Source organism: Actinopolymorpha singaporensis, assembly GCF_900104745.1.
Lineage (GTDB): Bacteria > Actinomycetota > Actinomycetes > Propionibacteriales > Actinopolymorphaceae > Actinopolymorpha > Actinopolymorpha singaporensis.
The window spans coordinates 2,441,895-2,458,756 of the sequence record NZ_LT629732.1 but is presented as its reverse complement, the minus strand read 5'-3'; the positions used below and the strand labels follow the sequence as shown (position 1 = coordinate 2,458,756).

Sequence of the window (16,862 nt, the reverse complement as noted above, 5' to 3'; positions counted from 1 at the left end):
ACCGTGACTCGTTGATCACAACGCCCGCAAGAATCCCGATGCTAACGGCAGTGTCAACGCCGACGGCGGCGCGGCCGACCGGGCCCCGGCAGAGCCCTACGAGTTCACACCAACGCGTTGACGAGACCGATCCGCGCGATTACGGTCACGACCACAACAGCGGACCGTCCGGGCAGCTTCCCGATCGCGCGCGAGGTGAACCATGAGCAGGTGGACACGACCGTGGCGCAGGATCCTCATCGTCTGTACGGCTCTCGTCGCCGGAGTAGCCAGCGCCGGAGCAGCCGGCGCCGGAGCAGCCCCAGCGGCGGTCACTCCGACCACGCCGCAGTGGTGGAACCGCGGCACGATCCCGCTCTACTCGACGACCGCGGCGGGCGGCGAGACCGCGCGGATGCCGGACGGCACCGTTCGTACGTACCAGGCGTTCAGCGGCAAGCCCGCATACCTTGCTGAGACCGACACGCTCACCAAGCGCGTCATGCGCATGCTGCCCCTCTACGTCCCCGGGTCCCCCTCCGGCGAGGTGCCGGCCGACCTCGGCGCCCAGGGCGCGTGGGGCGTGTCGATCGACAAGCGCGGCACGGTCTACGTCAGCACGTACGGCTACGGCCACGTGTATCGCCTTCCCTGGAAGGCGGACGCGGTCGAGGACCTCGGCCGTCCCTCGCCGCGGACGAGCTTCACCTGGGAGGGCGACACCGACGAGCACGGCGTCTTCTACTTCGGCACGACCGAGGGCTTCGGCCCGGCTCCGCTGCCTGGTGGACGGCTGTTCTCCTGGGACCCGGCGACGGGGAAGTACCGCGACTACGGTGACTTCGGGTCGAAGTATCTCTTCGTCCGGTCGGTCGAGGCGAGCGGCGGCAAGATCTACGCCGGCCTCGGGCAGACGACCGGGCTCTTCCAGGTGGACCCGAGGACCGGCGCGCGGGTCGAGATCCCGCTACCGCCCGGGATGCCCACGGACAAGTACGCCTACCAGATGGAGGACGAGGCCGGCTACCTGTACGTGCTGTTCGCCGGCGGCACGACCGCGCAGGTCGGCTGGGTGCTCGACCTCAAAACCCTGAAGTGGAAGTACGAGATCCCCGGCTACCTGGGGCAGACGATCTCGCAGGCCGACGACCAGGGACGGGTGTACCTGATCGCCGACGGCGAGCTGTCGCTGTTCGACCCCCGGAAGGGGACGATGACGAAGACAGGCTTCAAGGGCGGGCCCGAGCAGGCCGACAAGGGCGGCCTCGGCGCCGGAAAGGGGGTCGCCCGGGCCGTCGACAAGCGGGTCGGTCACGAGCTGATCTACGGCTCGACCGGCGGTGGTGACATGTGGACCTACGACCCGGCCACCAAGGCGAGCACGTTCGAGCACGCCGTCGGCCTGGTCGGGACGCCGACCGCTCCGCGATCGTTGGCGAAGGGCCCGGACGGCCGGATCTACGCCGGCGGCTACTTCCAGGGCGGCCTGGTGGCGTACGACCCGGCGACCACGAAGTGGACCGAGTACGTCTTCAGACACCAGATCGAGGGCATGGGCGCCCACAACGGCAAGATGTACTTCGGCGTCTATGCGAACGCGGAACTGTGGGAGTACGACCCGGCCCTGCCGTTCGGCGACACGAACCCGAAGAAGCTGTTCGACCTCAAGGAGTACGGCCAGGAGCGACCCTGGACCGTGGTCAGCGCGGGCAAGTACGTCGCGATCGGCACCTCACCGAAGAACACCCAGGACAACGGCGCCGTCACGTTGTACGACCCCGCGACGGGGGAGCGGCGGACCTGGAACTCCGGCCTGGTCGACGGCGCCAACCAGATCTCGACGCTGACCTACCGCGACGGCGTGATCTACGGCGGATCGCTCGGCTGCTGCAACCCCTCGGACAACTCCAAGCATCCGGGGCAGGTGTTCGCGCTCGACGCCGCCACCGGCTCGGTGCTCTGGCGGTCGACGCCGCTCCCGGACGAGCAGGGCGTGAACGGGCTGACGTTCGACGGACAGGGCAGGCTGTTCGGCATGACGTACGGCACGGTGTTCGAGATCTCGCCGACCGACGGCTCGCTGATCCGTTCGGTGAAGGAGTTCGACTACCCCTGGTCGACGGTGACGGGCTTCCAGCCTCGCGCGGTGAACATGGAGTACGACCCTGCCGACGGTGCGATCTACGCGACCAACGGCCGGACCCGGCGGATTGATCCGGACACGCTGGTCGACGTGGGCCCGAACTACGTGGCCGGGTTTGCCGCGCTGTCACCGGGGGCCAGCAAGTTCTACGTCCAGAACGGCCTTCTGCTCGAGGTCAAGTGGTACTGACGCCCAGCCGGAGCCGTAGAGGCACCCCGCGCCATCGCCGTTGGCGCCGGAGACTCCGCGGCTCACGCTCACTTGCTTGTGGTGCGGTCCTCGGCCCACCGGCGCAGCCGCGATGGTTCGTCGGGACGCATCGCGCGGTCGATGCGCTCGATAACCTGACCGAGTTGACCGCAGGCACGTTCGAGTTCGGCCTGCATCCGCCTGCGTTCGGTGACCGCGACCGACAAGAGAAGACCGGTCAGGGCAACCGACCCGTTGAACAACTGCAGAATCATCATCGTGTCGGACTGGTTCCTGCCGTCGAAGGTCCCGTATCCGACCACCGCGGCGTGGATGGCCATCGCCGACGCAAGGAGCCCCACGGGTGCCGCACCGGGTAGCTGGAAGCGCCAGGCGGCCCACACCAGCAACGGAAATGCCACGAAGATGACGCCCAACGCCTTCTCGGCAACCAGCATCAGCCCGAAGGTGATCACCAGCAAAGCCACAAACTCCACAAGACGCACGGAGTCGATGTCGTGGTACCGGCGCCATGGGAGCTTGACCATGGTCAGCAGGAACGGCGCGACGACCAGAACCCCCATGGCATCTCCGGTCCACCAGGTCAGCCAGGTCGGGAGGAAGGTGTCGATCGACACCACGCCGGTGTACAGCAGAAGCGTGGTTCCGACGGTGGAACTGATCAACATGGCAGCGAAGGCACCGAGAAACACCAGGGCCAGAGCATCCTTCAACCGGTCCAGCTCGACACGAAAACCAACCTTCCGCAGCGCCCAGTAGGCACATACACATGCAAGTGTCGTACCGAAAGCAGTAGGGATCGCCACGATCACCGGGCCGGTGAACATCTCGACGATCGCCGAGCCCAGCAGGATCCCCGGCCACAGGTCGATCCCGAAGGCGAGCAGCGCTACGACGGCAACCCCGGTGGGGGGCCAGAACGGGCTGGTTCTTCCCTGACCGAGCCCGATCACCAACCCGATCTGCGAGGTCAGGTAGATGGCCGCCGCCAGGGCGAGGATCTGGAGGACGACGATCACGTCTCGTCGAGGCTTGCGGAATCTCATCGCCGTTTCACGCTACTCCCCCGAAGGCTGTTCCCTCCACACCCACGTTCCAGGCACCGGATGGGTAGGTCTCCTGCCAACTCCGCCTTGACAGGAGGGCACTATGGCGGGCTCGTCAGCTCTGGGGCCGGTACTGGCAGGACTGAGTGACATCCGTGGATGGCAGGAGGATTTCTACCGGGATCTTCATCAACACCCCGAGCTGTCCCACCACGAGAGGCGGACCGCCGGGAAGATCGGCGAGCGGCTCAGCAGGACCGGGTTCGACGTGCACGACGGTGTCGGGAACACCGGTGTGGTGGGCCTGCTGCGCAACGGGAACGGCCCGACGGTGCTGCTGCGCGCGGACATGGACGCGCTCCCGGTACGCGAGACCACCGGACTGTCGTACGCCAGCACCGCCACGGCCACCGACGCAAGCGGCAACGAGGTTCCGGTCGCTCATGCCTGCGGACACGACCTGCACGTGGCCTGTCTGATCGGCGCCGCGACGCTGCTGGCCAACAGCACCGGACAGTGGAACGGTTCGCTGATCGCGCTGTTCCAACCTGCCGAGGAGACCGGCGACGGTGCCGCGGGCATGATCGACGACGGTCTGGCACACCTGATTCCCACCCCGGACGTGGCGTTGGCCCAGCACGTCCTGCCGGCACCGGCCGGAGTCCTCGGCCCTTGCTCCGGGCCCGTCCTGTCGGCCGCCGACAGCATGCGGATCACCGTGCACGGGCACGGTGGGCATGGTTCGATGCCGCAGGCGACGGTGGACCCGGTGGTGCTGGCCGCGACGATCGTGGTCCGGCTCCAGACCATCGTCTCCCGCGAGACACCACCAGGGGAGACAGCGGTTCTGACGGTCGGCAGCATCCACGCAGGAACCAAGAGCAACATCATCCCCGACTCGGCTGAGCTGCAGCTCAACGTGCGCACCTACAGCGAGCAGACCAGGCGCCGGGTCCTGGACGCGATACGCCGCATCGTCTCCGCCGAGTGTGAGGCCTCCGGGTGCCCCCAGGAGCCGGAGTTCGAACTGTTCGACCGCTTTCCGCTGACCAGCAACGACCCCACGGTGACCGACCGGGTGAGGCGGGCGTTCACCGAGGTCTTCGGCGACAAGGTGCGGACGATGGAGCTACAGACCGCGAGCGAGGACTTCAGCGACATCCCTTCGGCAATGGGAGTGCCGTACACCTACTGGGGGCTCGGCGGGATCGAGGAGGAGGCGTACCAACGGGCGGCAGCGGCCGGCCGCATCAGTCAGGACGTCCCGGTCAACCACTCGCCGAAGTTCGCCCCCGTCATCCAGCCCACTCTCGACGTCGGGACCCAGGCGCTGGTCGTGGCCGCCATGGCCTGGCTGGCCGGCTGAAGCAACCGGCAAGGACGCATCCCAACCCACCAGATGAAGGAGATCGACGTGCGAACGTACAAGGTCGGGTATTTCGTCGGGAGTCTTTCGTCCGCCTCCATCAACAGGACCCTCAGCAGGGCGCTGATCCGGCTGGCGCCGCAGGACCTCGAGTTCACCGAGATCCCCATCGGCAATCTGCCGCTCTACAGTCCCGACTTCGACGGTGACTACCCGCCCGAGCCGAAGGCGCTCAAGGACGCCATCGCCGCTTCCGACGCCATCCTGTTCGTGACACCGGAGTACAACCGCTCCATCCCCGGGGCCCTGAAGAACGCGATCGACTGGGCCTCGCGGCCCTACGGAAACAACTCCTTCGACCACCTGCCCGCAGCCGTCATCGGCGCCTCACCGGGCAAGATCGGAACCGCCCTGGCCCAACAGAGCCTGCGCGCAGTTCTGAGCTACTGCAACGCCCGTCAGATGACCGCCCCAGAGGCCTACGTCACCTTCAGCCCCGAGATGTACACAGCCGACGGTGACGTCTCCGACGAGGCCACAGCCGCCTTCCTCACCGACTTCATACGCGACTTCCGCGTCCACATCGAACGCGTGCTGACCGTGATTCCCCGGCCCTGAAGGGAATCACCACCCGGTCTCTTCTACCGCTCATCGTCCGGTTCGTCGTCGGCCTGCCCTGGCGGCCGGGGCGCGTTCAGGCCGAACCGAACACCGATCATCCGGATGGCGAAGCAGGCGAAGGCCGCACTCACCGCCGCGGGAATGCCGTAGACGCCGAAGCGGATGGTGAGAACGGTCATGGTCGCCGCGACCAGGGCGGGAATGGCGTAGAGCTCGCTGCGAAGAACCGTCGGGATCCGCTGGAGCATGACGTCGCGCAGCGTTCCCCCGCCCACCCCGGTGATCGCTCCCAGGATGACTGCCTGGGCAGGGCCCAGCCCCATGTCGAGGGCCTTGCTGGCACCGGTGACCGCGAACAGGCTGAGCCCGGCGGCGTCGAAGACCAAGATCGACCGGGACAGCCGGTGGAGGCGGTGGCTGAATCCGAAGGCGATCAGGCTGCCGGCGGCGGCGACGGCGAGGTAGCGCCAGTCGCTGAAGGTGGCCGGCGGCAGGTAGTCGATCAGGATGTCGCGAATGATGCCACCACCCAGTGCGGTGATCATGCCGAGAGTGACGACTCCGACGATGTCCAGCCGGGCAACGCGTACCGCGGTGAGGGCCCCGTTGAGCGCGAACGCGAACGTTCCGGCCAGGTCCAAGGCGAGCAGCAGCGGATTCTCGGTGGTGGTCACCGAAGAGTTCTACACCGGCTCCGGCCACGTCACGTAGGTGTTGCGCGGGCGCCGGACCAGGGCGCGGTGATCCCGGCAGATGTCGGCATTCAGGCTGGTCGCGAAATCACCGAAGTCGGGAGTTGGGTTCCTGTCCGGCTGCGACGTGTCACGGGCGGAGTGCGTCGACGGAGGTGGCCGGAAGGGCGATCCAACCTTCGCTCCTGGCGACGGACGCGTGTTCGTCGGGCAGCGGCTCGACCAGCCCCTGGCTGACGGCTCGCGCGGTCATCGCGGCAACCACCGCGTCGAAGGCATCGTCGGAGCGCCGGCACAGGTTTTCGCAGTTCCCGAGGCTCAGCCACGGCGCCGCGGCCAGGAGAGCATCGACGGATGCCCCCAGACTGTCGACGTTTCGGGCACGCTTGTAACCCCGGGAGGGAAGACCCCACCTCTTCAGGGATGCCGCCGGATACACCTCGACCACGGCTCCCGCCCCGGAACGGTCCACAGACTGCCCGTCCCGCGCCAGTTGCGCGAGCAGCCCGGCGCATCGCATCGCGGTGTGGCCGATGCGGTCCGCTGCGACGCTCAGCGGCATCAGCCCTGTCCTGTCGTACGTGAAGAGATCGGTCGTACGCAGCGCCAGCCGGCGGCGCCCCTCCCGGCCGGCGAACTCGTGCGGGTCGGCCACGTCACCGTTCTTGTGCGCGGTGACGAAGTCGACGAACGGTCCCGGCCAGCCGAACGGGCAGTCGATGCCGGCCTTGTCCGCTTCGCGGAGTGCTTCGAGTACCAGAGCGTCGTCGGAGCCGAGGGTGAGCCGGCGAACCGAAGCAGCCTCCGGCGACCAGTCGATCCACGCCACAGCTGTCTTCGCCGGCTCGGCGGCCAGGTCGACCCCTACGGTGAGCACCCCGCCAATGCTAGGCGGCCCCGCCACCTGCACGACATCCTTACCGGCCACGGACGACCTCACCAGCTCGGGTCGGTATAGACGCCGGCCTGCGTGCCGTCGAACGCCACGAGAGCGATGTCTTCTGGCACGCGGCAGCCCAGTTCGGCGCGGGCGCGCAGAGCACCGATCGCTTGTACGTCGCTTGCGACGAACACGGAGTCGATGACGTCTCGCCAGAGCAGGAGGTAGTCAGTAGCGGAGGAAGACGGCGCGTTCGCGCAGCCCGTCCACGATCGGTGCCGGGATGCTGGTGTAGGCGCCGAGTTCGGCTACTCCGCTGAATCCGCCTGCCTCCTCGCGGGCACGCACGATCTCCTCGGCGTACTCCGGACGCAACTCCAACAGGTTGACCATCGCTTGCGCGCTCGCGTGGTTGACGTCGACCAGTCCACCGTCGTCGTAGGCACGGTTCGACAGGTCGGGACGCCCGATCCGAAGCTCGCGTGCCATACCCGGGTCCTTCTCCACCAGCGCCCGCGCCTCCGCGCGCCGGACACGTGCGTGCTCCACCTGCGCCACAGCCGCCATCGAGTGCCAGTCGGACGCACCGGCCCGGCCACCGCGGCCGGCCGTGTCACCAAAGACCTCACGGCGCAGACGGAACGACTGGATCGAACCCGCCACCATCGCCGCGAACAGGAGCGTGGTCGCCAGGCCTGTCATGAACGAGGTGTCCGCGTCGCTGTCGGACGGGTCGAGCACGAGGAGCAGGAACGCCAGCGCGGTCACGCCGCCGAGGGTGAGGGTCCAGTTGCGCAGTGCTCGCCGCCGTAGTCTCATCCAGGCGTGCAACACGGGGACCCAGCTCAGGAGGCCGAACAGGTACAGCGGGAGCAATGCCCACAGCCAGCTGCCAAGAATCACGTACCACGCCGGCCTGGTCGGCGCCACCGGCAGCTGAGCACGGGTGCGTGGATCGGTTGGGTACGCCACCGCATCTCCAATATCGCGCAATTTCTTCAACCAGTACGCCCGAAGCGCGAGGACGAGTCTCGCGTCTTCACGGCGGGTTGCCGGAGGCTACTTCACCGCACCGGCATCAACATGCCGTGAAACGTCGACGCCCCGCAACGCAGAATAGTCCGACGGGTCAGGTCGCTGCGCCAGGACCGGGAAGCAGGTCGATGTCCCCGGCATGCATCGGCTCGCCGCAGCGGGCGCAGCGCAGGTCGACGTGGCTGATCTCACCGCACGCGTGGTGGCGGTACAGCACGGGCGGTCCGGCCTTGCCGGCAAGCCACTTGTCGCCCCACCCGACCATGACCATCAGCAGGTCGAAGAGTTCGGCGCCCTTCTCGGTCAGGACGTACTCGTACCGTGGCCGGGCGTCGTAGGGCCGGCGCCGGAGAATTCCGTGCTCGACAAGGTGGTTCAGCCGCTCGGTCAGGACCTTCCGTGAGATCCCGAGGTCGGCCTGGATCTGCTCGAACCTGGTGAACCCGACGTACACGTCACGCAGCACCAGCGGTGACCAGGGTTCCCCGATGACGTCGAGCGTGCGCGCGATCGAGCACGCCATCTCACCGAAGTTTGTCCGTTGCATGGCGACAATCTAGCACTCAGGGTTCCCTCAGGGAACCCTGGCTGATATGGTCCCTGAGTCTCTTGAAGGAACTTTTGAAGGGATTCACAGCATGAGCAAGGTCTTCGTCGCATTGTCGGTGTCCGTCGACGGTTACATCACCGGTCGCGATCCCGGAGCCGGACGCGGCCTCGGCGACGCGCCGCTGCTGTTCGACTGGTACTTCGACGGCGACACTTCGAGTCGGGTGTTCGACGGGTTCAGGTTGAGCGAGGCCAGCGCCCGCGTCTTCGATGCCGTGGCCGGACGGGTCGGCGCCACCCTGGCCGGTCGCAACACCTACGACGACTCGGGGTGGGCCAACGGCGGTACGCCGCATCCGACGGCGCCACTTGTGGTACTCAGCCATCGGCCGATACCGGAGTTGGAGCGTCAGACGCTGGTCACGACCGGGATCGAGGACGCGGTCGCGGCCGCGCGGGAGGCTGCCGGCGGCAAGGACGTCGGTCTCATGGGCGGTGGCGTCGCGACCGCCGCCCTGGCGGCCGGCCTCGTCGACGAGGTGATCCTGCATCAGGTCCCGATCCTGCTCGGCGGCGGCCGGCCCTTCTTCCGGTCACTTCCCGAGCACGTGCGTCTGGAACTCCTCGAAGCCGTCCCGGCGCCGGGCGTCACACATCTGCACTACCGGGTCCTCCGATGATCCGCCTACTCAGCCACCTCAACCACTGCTGAAGGAGCACAGTCATGCTTGATGTCGACGTTCGCCGCGTACTCGACGGCGCCTCGATCGCTCACCTCGCCACCGTCCTCCCCGACGGATCGCCGCACAGCACGCCGATCTACGTCGGCGCGCACGGCGAGCGGATCGTCTTCTTCACCGGTCCCGGCGTACGCAAGGCACGTAACCTGACGGTCGGCGTCGGCTGACCGGCATGCCGCGCCAAGGCGCCCAGGCACCCGTGCTGATCGCCCCGCGCTCCTTCGTCCGCGTCTCATTCGCACCTGTCGGACAAGGGGGGACGAAGCGTCCTCCAACGGGCGACCGCCCGTTGGAGGCGGGCCGACCGCTCGGGACGTTCTGATCATCGTCCAGCCGGACGGCCTGTGCCTTCAGGAAACCGATCAGTTCTTCCGGTCGCGACGACATCACCATCCACACCGCACTCCTGCAATGCTGGATTGACACCGAATTCGGATCCGTACGTGGCGAGGGAGATCAACCGATGGTTGCCGGCGAGCTGGTTCTCCTCCCCGGACCCGGAGGCGTGGGACACGCTGTCCTCTCCTTGCTCCGCGCGCAGGAGGTGCCGGTACGCGTCATGGTCCGCCGCGACGACGACCGCGCGGCCAGGTTGCGTGCGCTCGGCGCGGAGGTCGTCGTCGGTGACCTCACCCGGCCTGAGAGCGTCGCCGCCGCCCTGGAGGACGTGGCACGGATGTACTTCGCCATGCCCGTGTCACCGGACCATCTACTGGCAGCGACGGTGGTCGCGACCGTGGCCCGCACGCACGGACAGCTGGCCGGCCTGGTCGACCTGTCGCAGATGACCGTGTCGCAGATGACCGCCACCAGTACGACGGAGTCACGCCAGCAGCGGCTGCAGTGGCTGGCAGAACAGGTACTCAACTGGTCGGGCCTGCCGGTGGTCCATGTTCGGCCGACGTCGTTCCTCGACAATCCCCTGTTCACCAGCCTGGCGGCCCAGTCGATCCGGAAGAACGACACGGTCGCGTTGCCGTTCGGGACAGGACGGACGTCGCCGGTCGCCATCGAAGACGTAGCCAGGGTGGTCGCCACCGTGCTCCGTGACCCCGCTCCGCACATTGGGCACGTCTACGAGCTGACCGGGCCGCGCACGGTCGACATGACAGAGCTGGCCGAGGAGTTCTCCCGGGCTCTTGGGCGTCCCATCTCCTACGTGGACGTGCCGCCGGACCGATGGGAGAGCGAGGTGCTCTCGAAGCTGGGCCTGCCCCCGCACGTCGAAGACCACATCGCCACCATGGCCCGGTTACACCGTGAGAACCGCTACGACCGCGCGTCCTCCGACGTCGAACGCGTGACGGGCGTACCACCGCAGACCATAGAGGCGTTCGTCGCCGCACACAGAAACCTCTACCTCGGCTGAGCAAACCGCGAACGCCCGGATGCGACGCCGAGAAGGTCAGCGGCGGCTGGACTTCTGGAACTGGCGTACCGACAGTGGCACGAACACGAGCAGGATCAGCACGACCCACGCAAGGGTGTAGATCACCGGGTGCTGCAGCGCCCAGGAGTCGGGAGCCGGTCCGCGCGGGTCGACGTTGCCGAACAGCTCACGTGATGCCTGTGTCACCGCGGAGACGGGGTTCCACTCCACGAAGACTCGCAGGCCGCTCGCGAAGGACTCGGTGGGTACGAACGCGTTGGACACGAAGGTCAACGGGAAGATCACGATGAACGACGCGTTGTTGATGACCTCCGGGCTCGGCACCAGCAGTCCGACGTACGCCATCACCCAACTGATCGCGTAGGCGAACAACAACAGGAGAGCAAACGCGAGCAGCGCCTTGAGAATCCCCTCGCGGATCCGCCAGCCGATCAACAGGCCGGTGGATCCCATGATGATGAGGGACAGCACGTTGTACGCGACGTCGGACGTCGTACGCCCGGTGAGCACTGCCGACCGGGACATCGGCAGCGACCGGAACCGATCGATGATGCCCTTCTGCATGTCCTCGGCGAGCCCCGCACCGGTGAACGTCGCGCCGAACACGACGGTCTGGGCGAAGATGCCGCCGATCAGGAACTCGCGGTACGGCACCGCGCCACCGGGATCGATGGCACCGCCGAACACGAACGCGAACAGGAGCACGAACATGATCGGCGAGATCAGCACGAACACGAGAATGTCGGGGACGCGCTTGATCTTGATCAGGTTGCGGCGAGCGACGATCCAGCCGTCCACAACCGCTCCGACGGGTCCGCTGCTCATCGCGCCACCTCCGGTTGTTCCTGCCTCTTGTCGGAGCCGGCGGGCTCCCCCACCTCGTCGGCGGCGTGTCCGGTGAGGCTCAGGAACACGTCGTCGAGGGTGGGCCGGCGCAGACCGACGTCGAGTACTCGTACGTCGGCGGACTCCAGGTCGCCCAGCACCCTCCGCAACGCCGGCGCACCGCCCGCCACCGCGACGGTGAGGCCACGGCCGTTGTCGTCGACCTGCACTTCCCCGACCGCGACCGCGGCGAGCGCCTCGCAGGCTCGTGACCGGTCGGCGGGGTCGGCCAGCAGGAGCTCGATCCGCTCGCCACCCACCTGTGCCTTCAGCTCGTCGGCGGTTCCGTGCGCGATGGCGCGGCCGTGGTCGATGACGAGGATGTCGTGTGCGAGACGGTCGGCCTCCTCGAGGTACTGCGTGGTGAGGAGCAGGGTCGAACCGGCATCCACCAGACTGCGGATGACGTCCCACATCTGCTGCCTGGCACGTACGTCGAGCCCGGTCGTGGGCTCGTCGAGGATCAGAACCGGAGGCTCCGCGACCAGCGCGCCGGCCAGGTCGAGGCGACGCCGCATCCCGCCCGAGTAGGTCTTCGACGGCCGGTCGCCGGCGTCGGCCAGGTCGAACCGCTCCAGCAGCTCCCTCGCCCGACGGCCGGACCTCGCCTTGCCGAGTCCGTAGAGCCGGCCGACCATCTCGAGGTTCTCGTAGCCGGTGAGGTACTCGTCGACGGCGGCATACTGGCCGGACAGCCCGATCCGCGAGCGTACGCCGTCGGGGTCCTTCCGTACGTCCACTCCGGCGACCTCGGCGGTCCCCTCGTCCGGCTCCAGAAGCGTGGCCAGGATGCGTACGGCGGTCGTCTTGCCGGCGCCGTTCGGCCCCAGCAGCGCCAGCACCCGGCCCTCGGGAACGGTGAGGTCGAGGCCGGCAAGGGCCTCCACCGCCTTGTACCGCTTCACCAACCCGGCGGCACGAATCATCTCTTTCACTGTCCGGCCCTTCCCGCGAGCTCCGTTGTCGGTAGGTCGGCGTCCTCCGCGTGTGCCGGCCCGCAAGCGGGGCTTGACGAGAGGTCGGGAGCATCGACTCGCGTCGAAGGATTGTACAAGTCTTTACCGGCCGGGCATCGACAACACGCGCCGGAAGTTTCCCCCGCGCAGTGCCCCTCCGGCAGTAATCGCTGACTCACTCGAAGCCTCCGACTGCTCCTGGACCGGCGCCAGGAGTCGAACTTGACCCTCTTCGTCTCCGCGATCACCATGTGCCCAGTGGATGGGGTCGCGCATCTCCGAAGCCAGGAGACGAGAACTCGATGAACTCAAGCCGCGAGGCCGAGGTGACAGGTCTTCAGAAGCAGACGAACCCTGATCTCACCGGGAGCAGCATTCTCGTCGGCTGGCGGGAGGTTCCCGAGCGCGGCGTCCGAGGACTGTTCGGAAACTATTCCGTCGAGCCCGTGATGCGGCAGCAGACGGCCGCCGAGCAGGCAGTCGGCCGATTGCTCATGAGTGCGACGGACGCCGAGGAGACAGCCCGAGTTCTCGCGATCGCGGCAGAGCATGCCGTACAAGTGTCACCGCCACCTCCACCACCCCGAGGGGGCGGCCCGAGCAGCCACTACGCACGCATCGACGCCGCCCGCATAGCCATCACGATCCTGCTGGTCGTGGGCGTCCTGGCCATGGTGATCTGGGCGCTGATCGAGCACGACCCCACCGTTGCCGCGCAGTACGTCGCCCCTGTCAGCGGTCTCGCCGGCATCGGCCTCGGATGGTTGTTCACGAACGGCCGGTCACCTACCGTCCTCGAGGCCGAACTCGCACAGCGAACCGCCCGGCGGAACGGCGCCGCGGGCGGCGGGCGGGCGCCGACCGCAGACGAGCGGTGATCGTCCGGGACTCAGGCCATCGGTTGGTTGCGGGCCGCGGGGTCCACATCTTCGAGCCGTAGGTAACAAGGACCGAGACGACCTCGCTTGGCCCCTTGACCTGTCATGGACCGATCATCCAGAATCGGCCACTGAATTGGTAGGTACCAAGCTTCTCCAAAGAGGTCGAATGGTCGAGCCCAGGTGGGCCGCAGACGACGCAGCCGTTGCGGCCCGACGACGCCGTCGGGCGGGCAGCCCATGACCACAGGCCGTGACCTTCCCCTCCACGTTTCACGATCGACTACCCCCCATTGGTACAGACCACTCCCTGATCCATCGAGGCTAGCGTCAGCATGCTGACGTCTCCACAGACGAACTCTCGGAAGGTTCCCATGTCTGGAGCAGGTCAACTCTCCCGTCGGCGTTTTGTAGGAATGGGCATCGCCGCGGCAGGTCTCAGCGGTCTGGCTGCGTGTTCCAGCGACTCCTCCTCGTCCGGCGGGAAGGTCACGCTTCGGTTCTCCTACCTGTGGACCGGGCAGGAGGCGAAGGCGCTGGAGAAGGTGATCAAGAAGTTCAACCAGAGCCAGTCCAAGATCGTCGTCAAGGGAGTGTCGAACCCGGACGCGCAGGCCCAGCTGGCCGCGATGACCGGGAGCAAGGGCGCGTTCGACATCTCCGACAACTTCGGGAGCGCCACCGGCGCCTGGGCGGAGAAGGGCGTCATCAAGTCCCTCGACGAGTACATCAAGAAGGACTCGTTCGACCTTGGCGACTTCACCGACTCCTCGATGGCGCAGTGCCGGTACAAGGGCCAGGTCTACCAACTGCCGATCGCGGTCAACAACTCAGCGCTCTTCTACAACAAGAAGCTGTTCGCCGAGGCAGGCGTGAAGAACCCGCCGACCACCACCAGCGAGTGGGCCGAGGCCATCGGCAAGCTGACCAAGACCGACAGCAAGGGGCGGTTGACCCAGCTGGGCCTGGCCGGAGCCAGCGGTGCCGGAGCCGACTACCGACTGCTGGGCGTCACCCACGGCGGCAAGTGGTACGACAACGGGAAGCCGACGCCTGAGGACCCGGGCAACATCGCCGGTGCGAACTTCTACGTCGACACGGTCATCAAGAAGTACGGCATCAAGGAGATCGAGCGGTTCGTGTCCGGCTTCGGCGACTACCAGTCGCCGCAGAACCCCTTCTACCAGGGCAAGTTGGCGATGGTGATCGACGGGGAATGGCAGCCGTCGTTCATCAAGGAGTTCGCACCTGACCTGGACTGGGGAGTGGTTCCGGTCCCGTATCCCGATGACAAGCCGGAGTTGGCGAAGACCAACCTGGTCGCGCCGGGGACGTTCTTCATCCCGAGCAACAGCCAGCACCCCGACGAGGCCTGGGAGTTCATGAAGTACCTCGTGTCGAAGGAAGCGATGTTGTCCTTCACCAAGACACTGTCCAACCTTCCGGCTCGCAAGTCGCTCCTGACGGACCCGGCGTACAAGTCGATCAAGAACTTCGACCTCTTCCTCGACCTGCTGGCCAACAAGAACGCGACCTCGATCCCGAGCGAGCCGAGCCTGGCGGAGTACACCTCCGACCTGGCCACCGCCGACGACAAGATCACCCGGTTGGTCAAGACCCCGGCCGAGGCCTACGCCCAGGTGGCCAAGTCGGCCAAGAGCTATGGCTGAGGCAACTCTCGCCAGGCGACGGCCGAGCCGCCGGCCGGCGTGGGCCGGGTTCGCCTTCTCCTCGCCGTGGATCATCGGGCTCGTCGTGTTCATGGCCGGCCCGATCCTGGTGTCGCTCTACTACAGCTTCACCGAGTTCAACCTCTTCCAGTCCCCGCGTTGGGTCGGGTTGAAGAACTACGCGACCCTGCTGGAGGACCCGAAGTTCCTCGGGTCGGTGTTCAACACCGCCTACCTCGCCATCATCGGCGTTCCCCTCGGCCTGGCGTTCGCGCTGCTGGTCGCTCTGGCACTGAACTTCCCGGTCAGGGGACAGCCGCTGTACCGCGCGATCGTCTATCTTCCGGCGATCGTGCCGGTAGTGACGGCCAGCTACCTGTGGCGCTGGGTCTTCAACGCGCAGTACGGATACCTCAACCAGGTCCTCGGCCGGGTCGGCCTGCCGCAGCCCAACTGGCTGGCCGATCCGCTGTGGACCAAACCCGCGGTGCTCATCATCATCTGGTGGGGCATCGGTGCCACCGCCGTGATCTACCTCGCGGCCCTCAAACAGGTGCCGCAACAGCTGTACGAAGCCGCCGCCGTCGACGGCGCGAACGGCTGGCAGCGGTTCTGGTACGTCACCTGGCCGGCTCTCACCCCGGTCACTCTGTTCCAGCTGATCATGGGTGTGATCGCGGCGCTCCAGATCTTCGCCCCGACCTACCTGCTGACCCAGAGCAGAGGCAACGGGGCCAACGGTGGGCCGGGAGACTCATTGCTGACCTACACCATGCACCTGTTCCACAACGCGTTCGTCTTCCTCAAGATGGGCCAGGCCGCCGCCATGGCCTGGATCCTGTTCCTCGTGATCGGGTTGCTGACCTTGTTGATCCTGCTGACCTCGAGGCGGTGGGTGCACTATGGCAGCGAGTGACGTCCTGCGAGCCGGCCGACCGGGGACGGCCACCAGCGGCGGACCAGCGCCCCGGCCACGTCGGCAGTATCTGGGTCGACGGCTCACCCATCACCTGATCCTGATCATCATCAGCCTCGCCTTCCTGGCGCCGTTCCTGGTCATGATCACGACCGCGTTCAAGACCAGCGGCGACATCTTCCGGGTGCCGCCGAGGTTGCTGCCGGATCGGTGGGTGCTGGGGAACTTCTCCGAAGCCGTACACGCGATGCCGTTCCTGCGTTACCTGGCCAACACCGTTCTGCTGGTCGTCCTCAACGTCGCGGGCACGCTCATCTCCTGCCCGCTGGTGGCGTACGGACTGGCCAAACTGCACTGGCGGGGCCGCTCGCCGGTCTTCGGCACCGTGCTCGCCACGATGATGCTGCCGGCTCAGGTGACCTTCATCCCGCTCTACCTGCTGTGGGACCGCCTCGGCGCGGTCGGGACGCTCTGGCCGCTCATCATCCCGGCGTTCTTCGGTTCGCCGTTCTACATCTTCCTGCTGCGGCAGTTCTTCACCGGCATCCCGGACTCGCTTCGGGAGGCCGGTCTCATCGACGGCGCCTCGGAGCTGCGGGTGTATCTGCAGTTGATCCTGCCGCAGGCCAAAGCCGCGATCGCGACGGTGGCCGTCTTCCAGTTCGTCGCGACCTGGACCGACTTCCTGCTGCCGTTGATCTATCTCAACAGCCAGGAGAACTACACGCTCTCCATCGGCCTCTACAACTTCTTCGGCGAGCACGGTGTCGCCTGGGGCCCCCTGATGGCGGCCTGCATGATCTTCACGATTCCCGCGTTGGTGATCTTCATGGTGGCGCAGCGCTACTTCATCCAGGGCATCAGCGTCACCGGCATGAAATGACCGCTCCTCCCGTACGCCTGCTG

18 protein-coding genes are annotated in these 16,862 nt (G+C 66.9%); 10 read left to right on the top strand and 8 right to left on the bottom strand.

All coding sequences use genetic code 11. The annotated features are described in order from the left end of the window. Positions 1-202: 202 nt before the first annotated feature. On the top strand, positions 203-2,311 hold the full coding sequence (locus BLU27_RS11170; RefSeq protein WP_092653020.1) for an outer membrane protein assembly factor BamB family protein: 2,109 nt from the start codon (positions 203-205) through the stop codon (positions 2,309-2,311). A gap of 68 nt (positions 2,312-2,379) precedes the next feature. Here the strand turns inward: BLU27_RS11170 and BLU27_RS11165 are convergent, their stop codons facing one another. Then, entirely contained in the window at positions 2,380-3,378 is a 999-nt protein-coding gene (locus BLU27_RS11165) for an MASE1 domain-containing protein (RefSeq protein WP_092653018.1), read from the bottom strand. A 103-nt stretch (positions 3,379-3,481) separates the two neighbouring features. Between BLU27_RS11165 and BLU27_RS11160 the strand changes: the two genes are divergently transcribed. Together BLU27_RS11160 and BLU27_RS11155 are read left to right on the top strand one after the other, a co-directional pair. Beyond that, on the top strand, positions 3,482-4,744 hold the full coding sequence (locus BLU27_RS11160) for an amidohydrolase (protein WP_092653016.1): 1,263 nt from the start codon (positions 3,482-3,484) through the stop codon (positions 4,742-4,744). A 48-nt stretch (positions 4,745-4,792) separates the two neighbouring features. Further along, on the top strand, positions 4,793-5,362 hold the full coding sequence (locus BLU27_RS11155; RefSeq protein WP_092657558.1) for an NADPH-dependent FMN reductase: 570 nt from the start codon (positions 4,793-4,795) through the stop codon (positions 5,360-5,362). A gap of 23 nt (positions 5,363-5,385) precedes the next feature. Here BLU27_RS11155 and BLU27_RS11150 read toward each other — a convergent pair whose 3' ends face one another. From BLU27_RS11150 to BLU27_RS11130, 5 genes are all read right to left on the bottom strand, one after another. Then, complete coding sequence (locus tag BLU27_RS11150) at positions 5,386-6,039, bottom strand: trimeric intracellular cation channel family protein (RefSeq protein ID WP_092653014.1); 654 nt, start codon at positions 6,037-6,039, stop codon at positions 5,386-5,388. Between the two features lie 148 nt (positions 6,040-6,187). Then, on the bottom strand, positions 6,188-6,934 hold the full coding sequence (locus BLU27_RS11145) for a DUF429 domain-containing protein (RefSeq protein ID WP_092653012.1): 747 nt from the start codon (positions 6,932-6,934) through the stop codon (positions 6,188-6,190). Between the two features lie 59 nt (positions 6,935-6,993). Further along, entirely contained in the window at positions 6,994-7,131 is a 138-nt protein-coding gene (locus BLU27_RS11140) for a substrate-binding domain-containing protein (protein ID WP_197681780.1), read from the bottom strand. Positions 7,132-7,165: 34 nt separating this feature from the next. After that, on the bottom strand, positions 7,166-7,909 hold the full coding sequence (locus tag BLU27_RS11135) for a ComEA family DNA-binding protein (protein WP_197681779.1): 744 nt from the start codon (positions 7,907-7,909) through the stop codon (positions 7,166-7,168). A 157-nt stretch (positions 7,910-8,066) separates the two neighbouring features. Then, positions 8,067-8,519: a winged helix-turn-helix transcriptional regulator gene (locus tag BLU27_RS11130; RefSeq protein WP_092653008.1), complete on the bottom strand. Its 453-nt coding sequence runs from the start codon at positions 8,517-8,519 to the stop codon at positions 8,067-8,069. Positions 8,520-8,565: 46 nt separating this feature from the next. Here BLU27_RS11130 and BLU27_RS11125 point away from each other — a divergent pair, with 46 nt between their 5' ends. The 3 genes from BLU27_RS11125 to BLU27_RS11115 all read left to right on the top strand — a co-directional run bounded on the left by BLU27_RS11125 (position 8,566) and on the right by BLU27_RS11115 (position 10,630). Then, the gene (locus BLU27_RS11125) at positions 8,566-9,201 is read left to right on the top strand and encodes a dihydrofolate reductase family protein (protein WP_241827909.1); all 636 of its coding nucleotides are present in this window, start codon (positions 8,566-8,568) and stop codon (positions 9,199-9,201) included. 44 nt (positions 9,202-9,245) lie between these two features. Then, on the top strand, positions 9,246-9,428 hold the full coding sequence (locus tag BLU27_RS11120) for a pyridoxamine 5'-phosphate oxidase family protein (protein ID WP_197681778.1): 183 nt from the start codon (positions 9,246-9,248) through the stop codon (positions 9,426-9,428). Positions 9,429-9,724: 296 nt separating this feature from the next. Continuing rightward, positions 9,725-10,630 (top strand): NmrA family NAD(P)-binding protein, encoded by a 906-nt coding sequence (locus BLU27_RS11115; RefSeq protein ID WP_092653004.1) that lies wholly within the window; start codon positions 9,725-9,727, stop codon positions 10,628-10,630. A 36-nt stretch (positions 10,631-10,666) separates the two neighbouring features. On the opposite strand, the gene BLU27_RS11110 is transcribed toward BLU27_RS11115, so the two are convergent. Together BLU27_RS11110 and BLU27_RS11105 are read right to left on the bottom strand one after the other, a co-directional pair. Further along, the gene (locus BLU27_RS11110; RefSeq protein ID WP_092653002.1) at positions 10,667-11,476 is read right to left on the bottom strand and encodes an ABC transporter permease; all 810 of its coding nucleotides are present in this window, start codon (positions 11,474-11,476) and stop codon (positions 10,667-10,669) included. Beyond that, a complete protein-coding gene (locus tag BLU27_RS11105; RefSeq protein ID WP_197681777.1) occupies positions 11,473-12,462 on the bottom strand; it encodes an ATP-binding cassette domain-containing protein in 990 nt (329 codons plus the stop codon). The genes BLU27_RS11110 and BLU27_RS11105 overlap by 4 nt, the downstream gene beginning before the upstream one ends. A 332-nt stretch (positions 12,463-12,794) precedes the next feature. On the opposite strand from BLU27_RS11105, the gene BLU27_RS11100 reads away from it, so the two are divergent. From BLU27_RS11100 to BLU27_RS11085, 4 genes are all read left to right on the top strand, one after another. Beyond that, on the top strand, positions 12,795-13,370 hold the full coding sequence (locus BLU27_RS11100; protein WP_092652998.1) for a hypothetical protein: 576 nt from the start codon (positions 12,795-12,797) through the stop codon (positions 13,368-13,370). A 374-nt stretch (positions 13,371-13,744) separates the two neighbouring features. Further along, positions 13,745-15,040 carry an ABC transporter substrate-binding protein gene (locus BLU27_RS11095; protein WP_157728424.1) on the top strand — a complete coding sequence of 432 codons (1,296 nt, stop codon included), beginning with the start codon at positions 13,745-13,747 and terminating at the stop codon, positions 15,038-15,040. After that, positions 15,033-15,956, top strand: a complete 924-nt coding sequence (locus BLU27_RS11090) for a carbohydrate ABC transporter permease (protein ID WP_092652994.1) — start codon at positions 15,033-15,035, stop codon at positions 15,954-15,956. The genes BLU27_RS11095 and BLU27_RS11090 overlap by 8 nt, the downstream gene beginning before the upstream one ends. After that, positions 15,943-16,839: a carbohydrate ABC transporter permease gene (locus BLU27_RS11085; protein WP_092652992.1), complete on the top strand. Its 897-nt coding sequence runs from the start codon at positions 15,943-15,945 to the stop codon at positions 16,837-16,839. The genes BLU27_RS11090 and BLU27_RS11085 overlap by 14 nt, the downstream gene beginning before the upstream one ends. Positions 16,840-16,862: the final 23 nt, after the last annotated feature.

Excerpts from the sequence above, each read along its gene's own strand:
- BLU27_RS11090 (WP_092652994.1), top strand. The coding sequence starts at position 15,033 with ATGGCTGAGGCAACTCTCGCCAGGCGACGGCCGAGCCGCCGGCCGGCG.
- BLU27_RS11095 (WP_157728424.1), top strand. The coding sequence starts at position 13,745 with ATGTCTGGAGCAGGTCAACTCTCCCGTCGGCGTTTTGTAGGAATGGGC.
- BLU27_RS11125 (WP_241827909.1), top strand. The coding sequence starts at position 8,566 with ATGGTCCCTGAGTCTCTTGAAGGAACTTTTGAAGGGATTCACAGCATG.
- BLU27_RS11120 (WP_197681778.1), top strand. The coding sequence starts at position 9,246 with ATGCTTGATGTCGACGTTCGCCGCGTACTCGACGGCGCCTCGATCGCT.
- BLU27_RS11170 (WP_092653020.1), top strand. The coding sequence starts at position 203 with ATGAGCAGGTGGACACGACCGTGGCGCAGGATCCTCATCGTCTGTACG.
- BLU27_RS11085 (WP_092652992.1), top strand. The coding sequence starts at position 15,943 with ATGGCAGCGAGTGACGTCCTGCGAGCCGGCCGACCGGGGACGGCCACC.
- BLU27_RS11130 (WP_092653008.1), bottom strand. The coding sequence starts at position 8,519 with ATGCAACGGACAAACTTCGGTGAGATGGCGTGCTCGATCGCGCGCACG.
- BLU27_RS11165 (WP_092653018.1), bottom strand. The coding sequence starts at position 3,378 with ATGAGATTCCGCAAGCCTCGACGAGACGTGATCGTCGTCCTCCAGATC.
- BLU27_RS11115 (WP_092653004.1), top strand. The coding sequence starts at position 9,725 with ATGGTTGCCGGCGAGCTGGTTCTCCTCCCCGGACCCGGAGGCGTGGGA.
- BLU27_RS11110 (WP_092653002.1), bottom strand. The coding sequence starts at position 11,476 with ATGAGCAGCGGACCCGTCGGAGCGGTTGTGGACGGCTGGATCGTCGCT.
- BLU27_RS11100 (WP_092652998.1), top strand. The coding sequence starts at position 12,795 with ATGAACTCAAGCCGCGAGGCCGAGGTGACAGGTCTTCAGAAGCAGACG.
- BLU27_RS11160 (WP_092653016.1), top strand. The coding sequence starts at position 3,482 with ATGGCGGGCTCGTCAGCTCTGGGGCCGGTACTGGCAGGACTGAGTGAC.
- BLU27_RS11105 (WP_197681777.1), bottom strand. The coding sequence starts at position 12,462 with ATGATTCGTGCCGCCGGGTTGGTGAAGCGGTACAAGGCGGTGGAGGCC.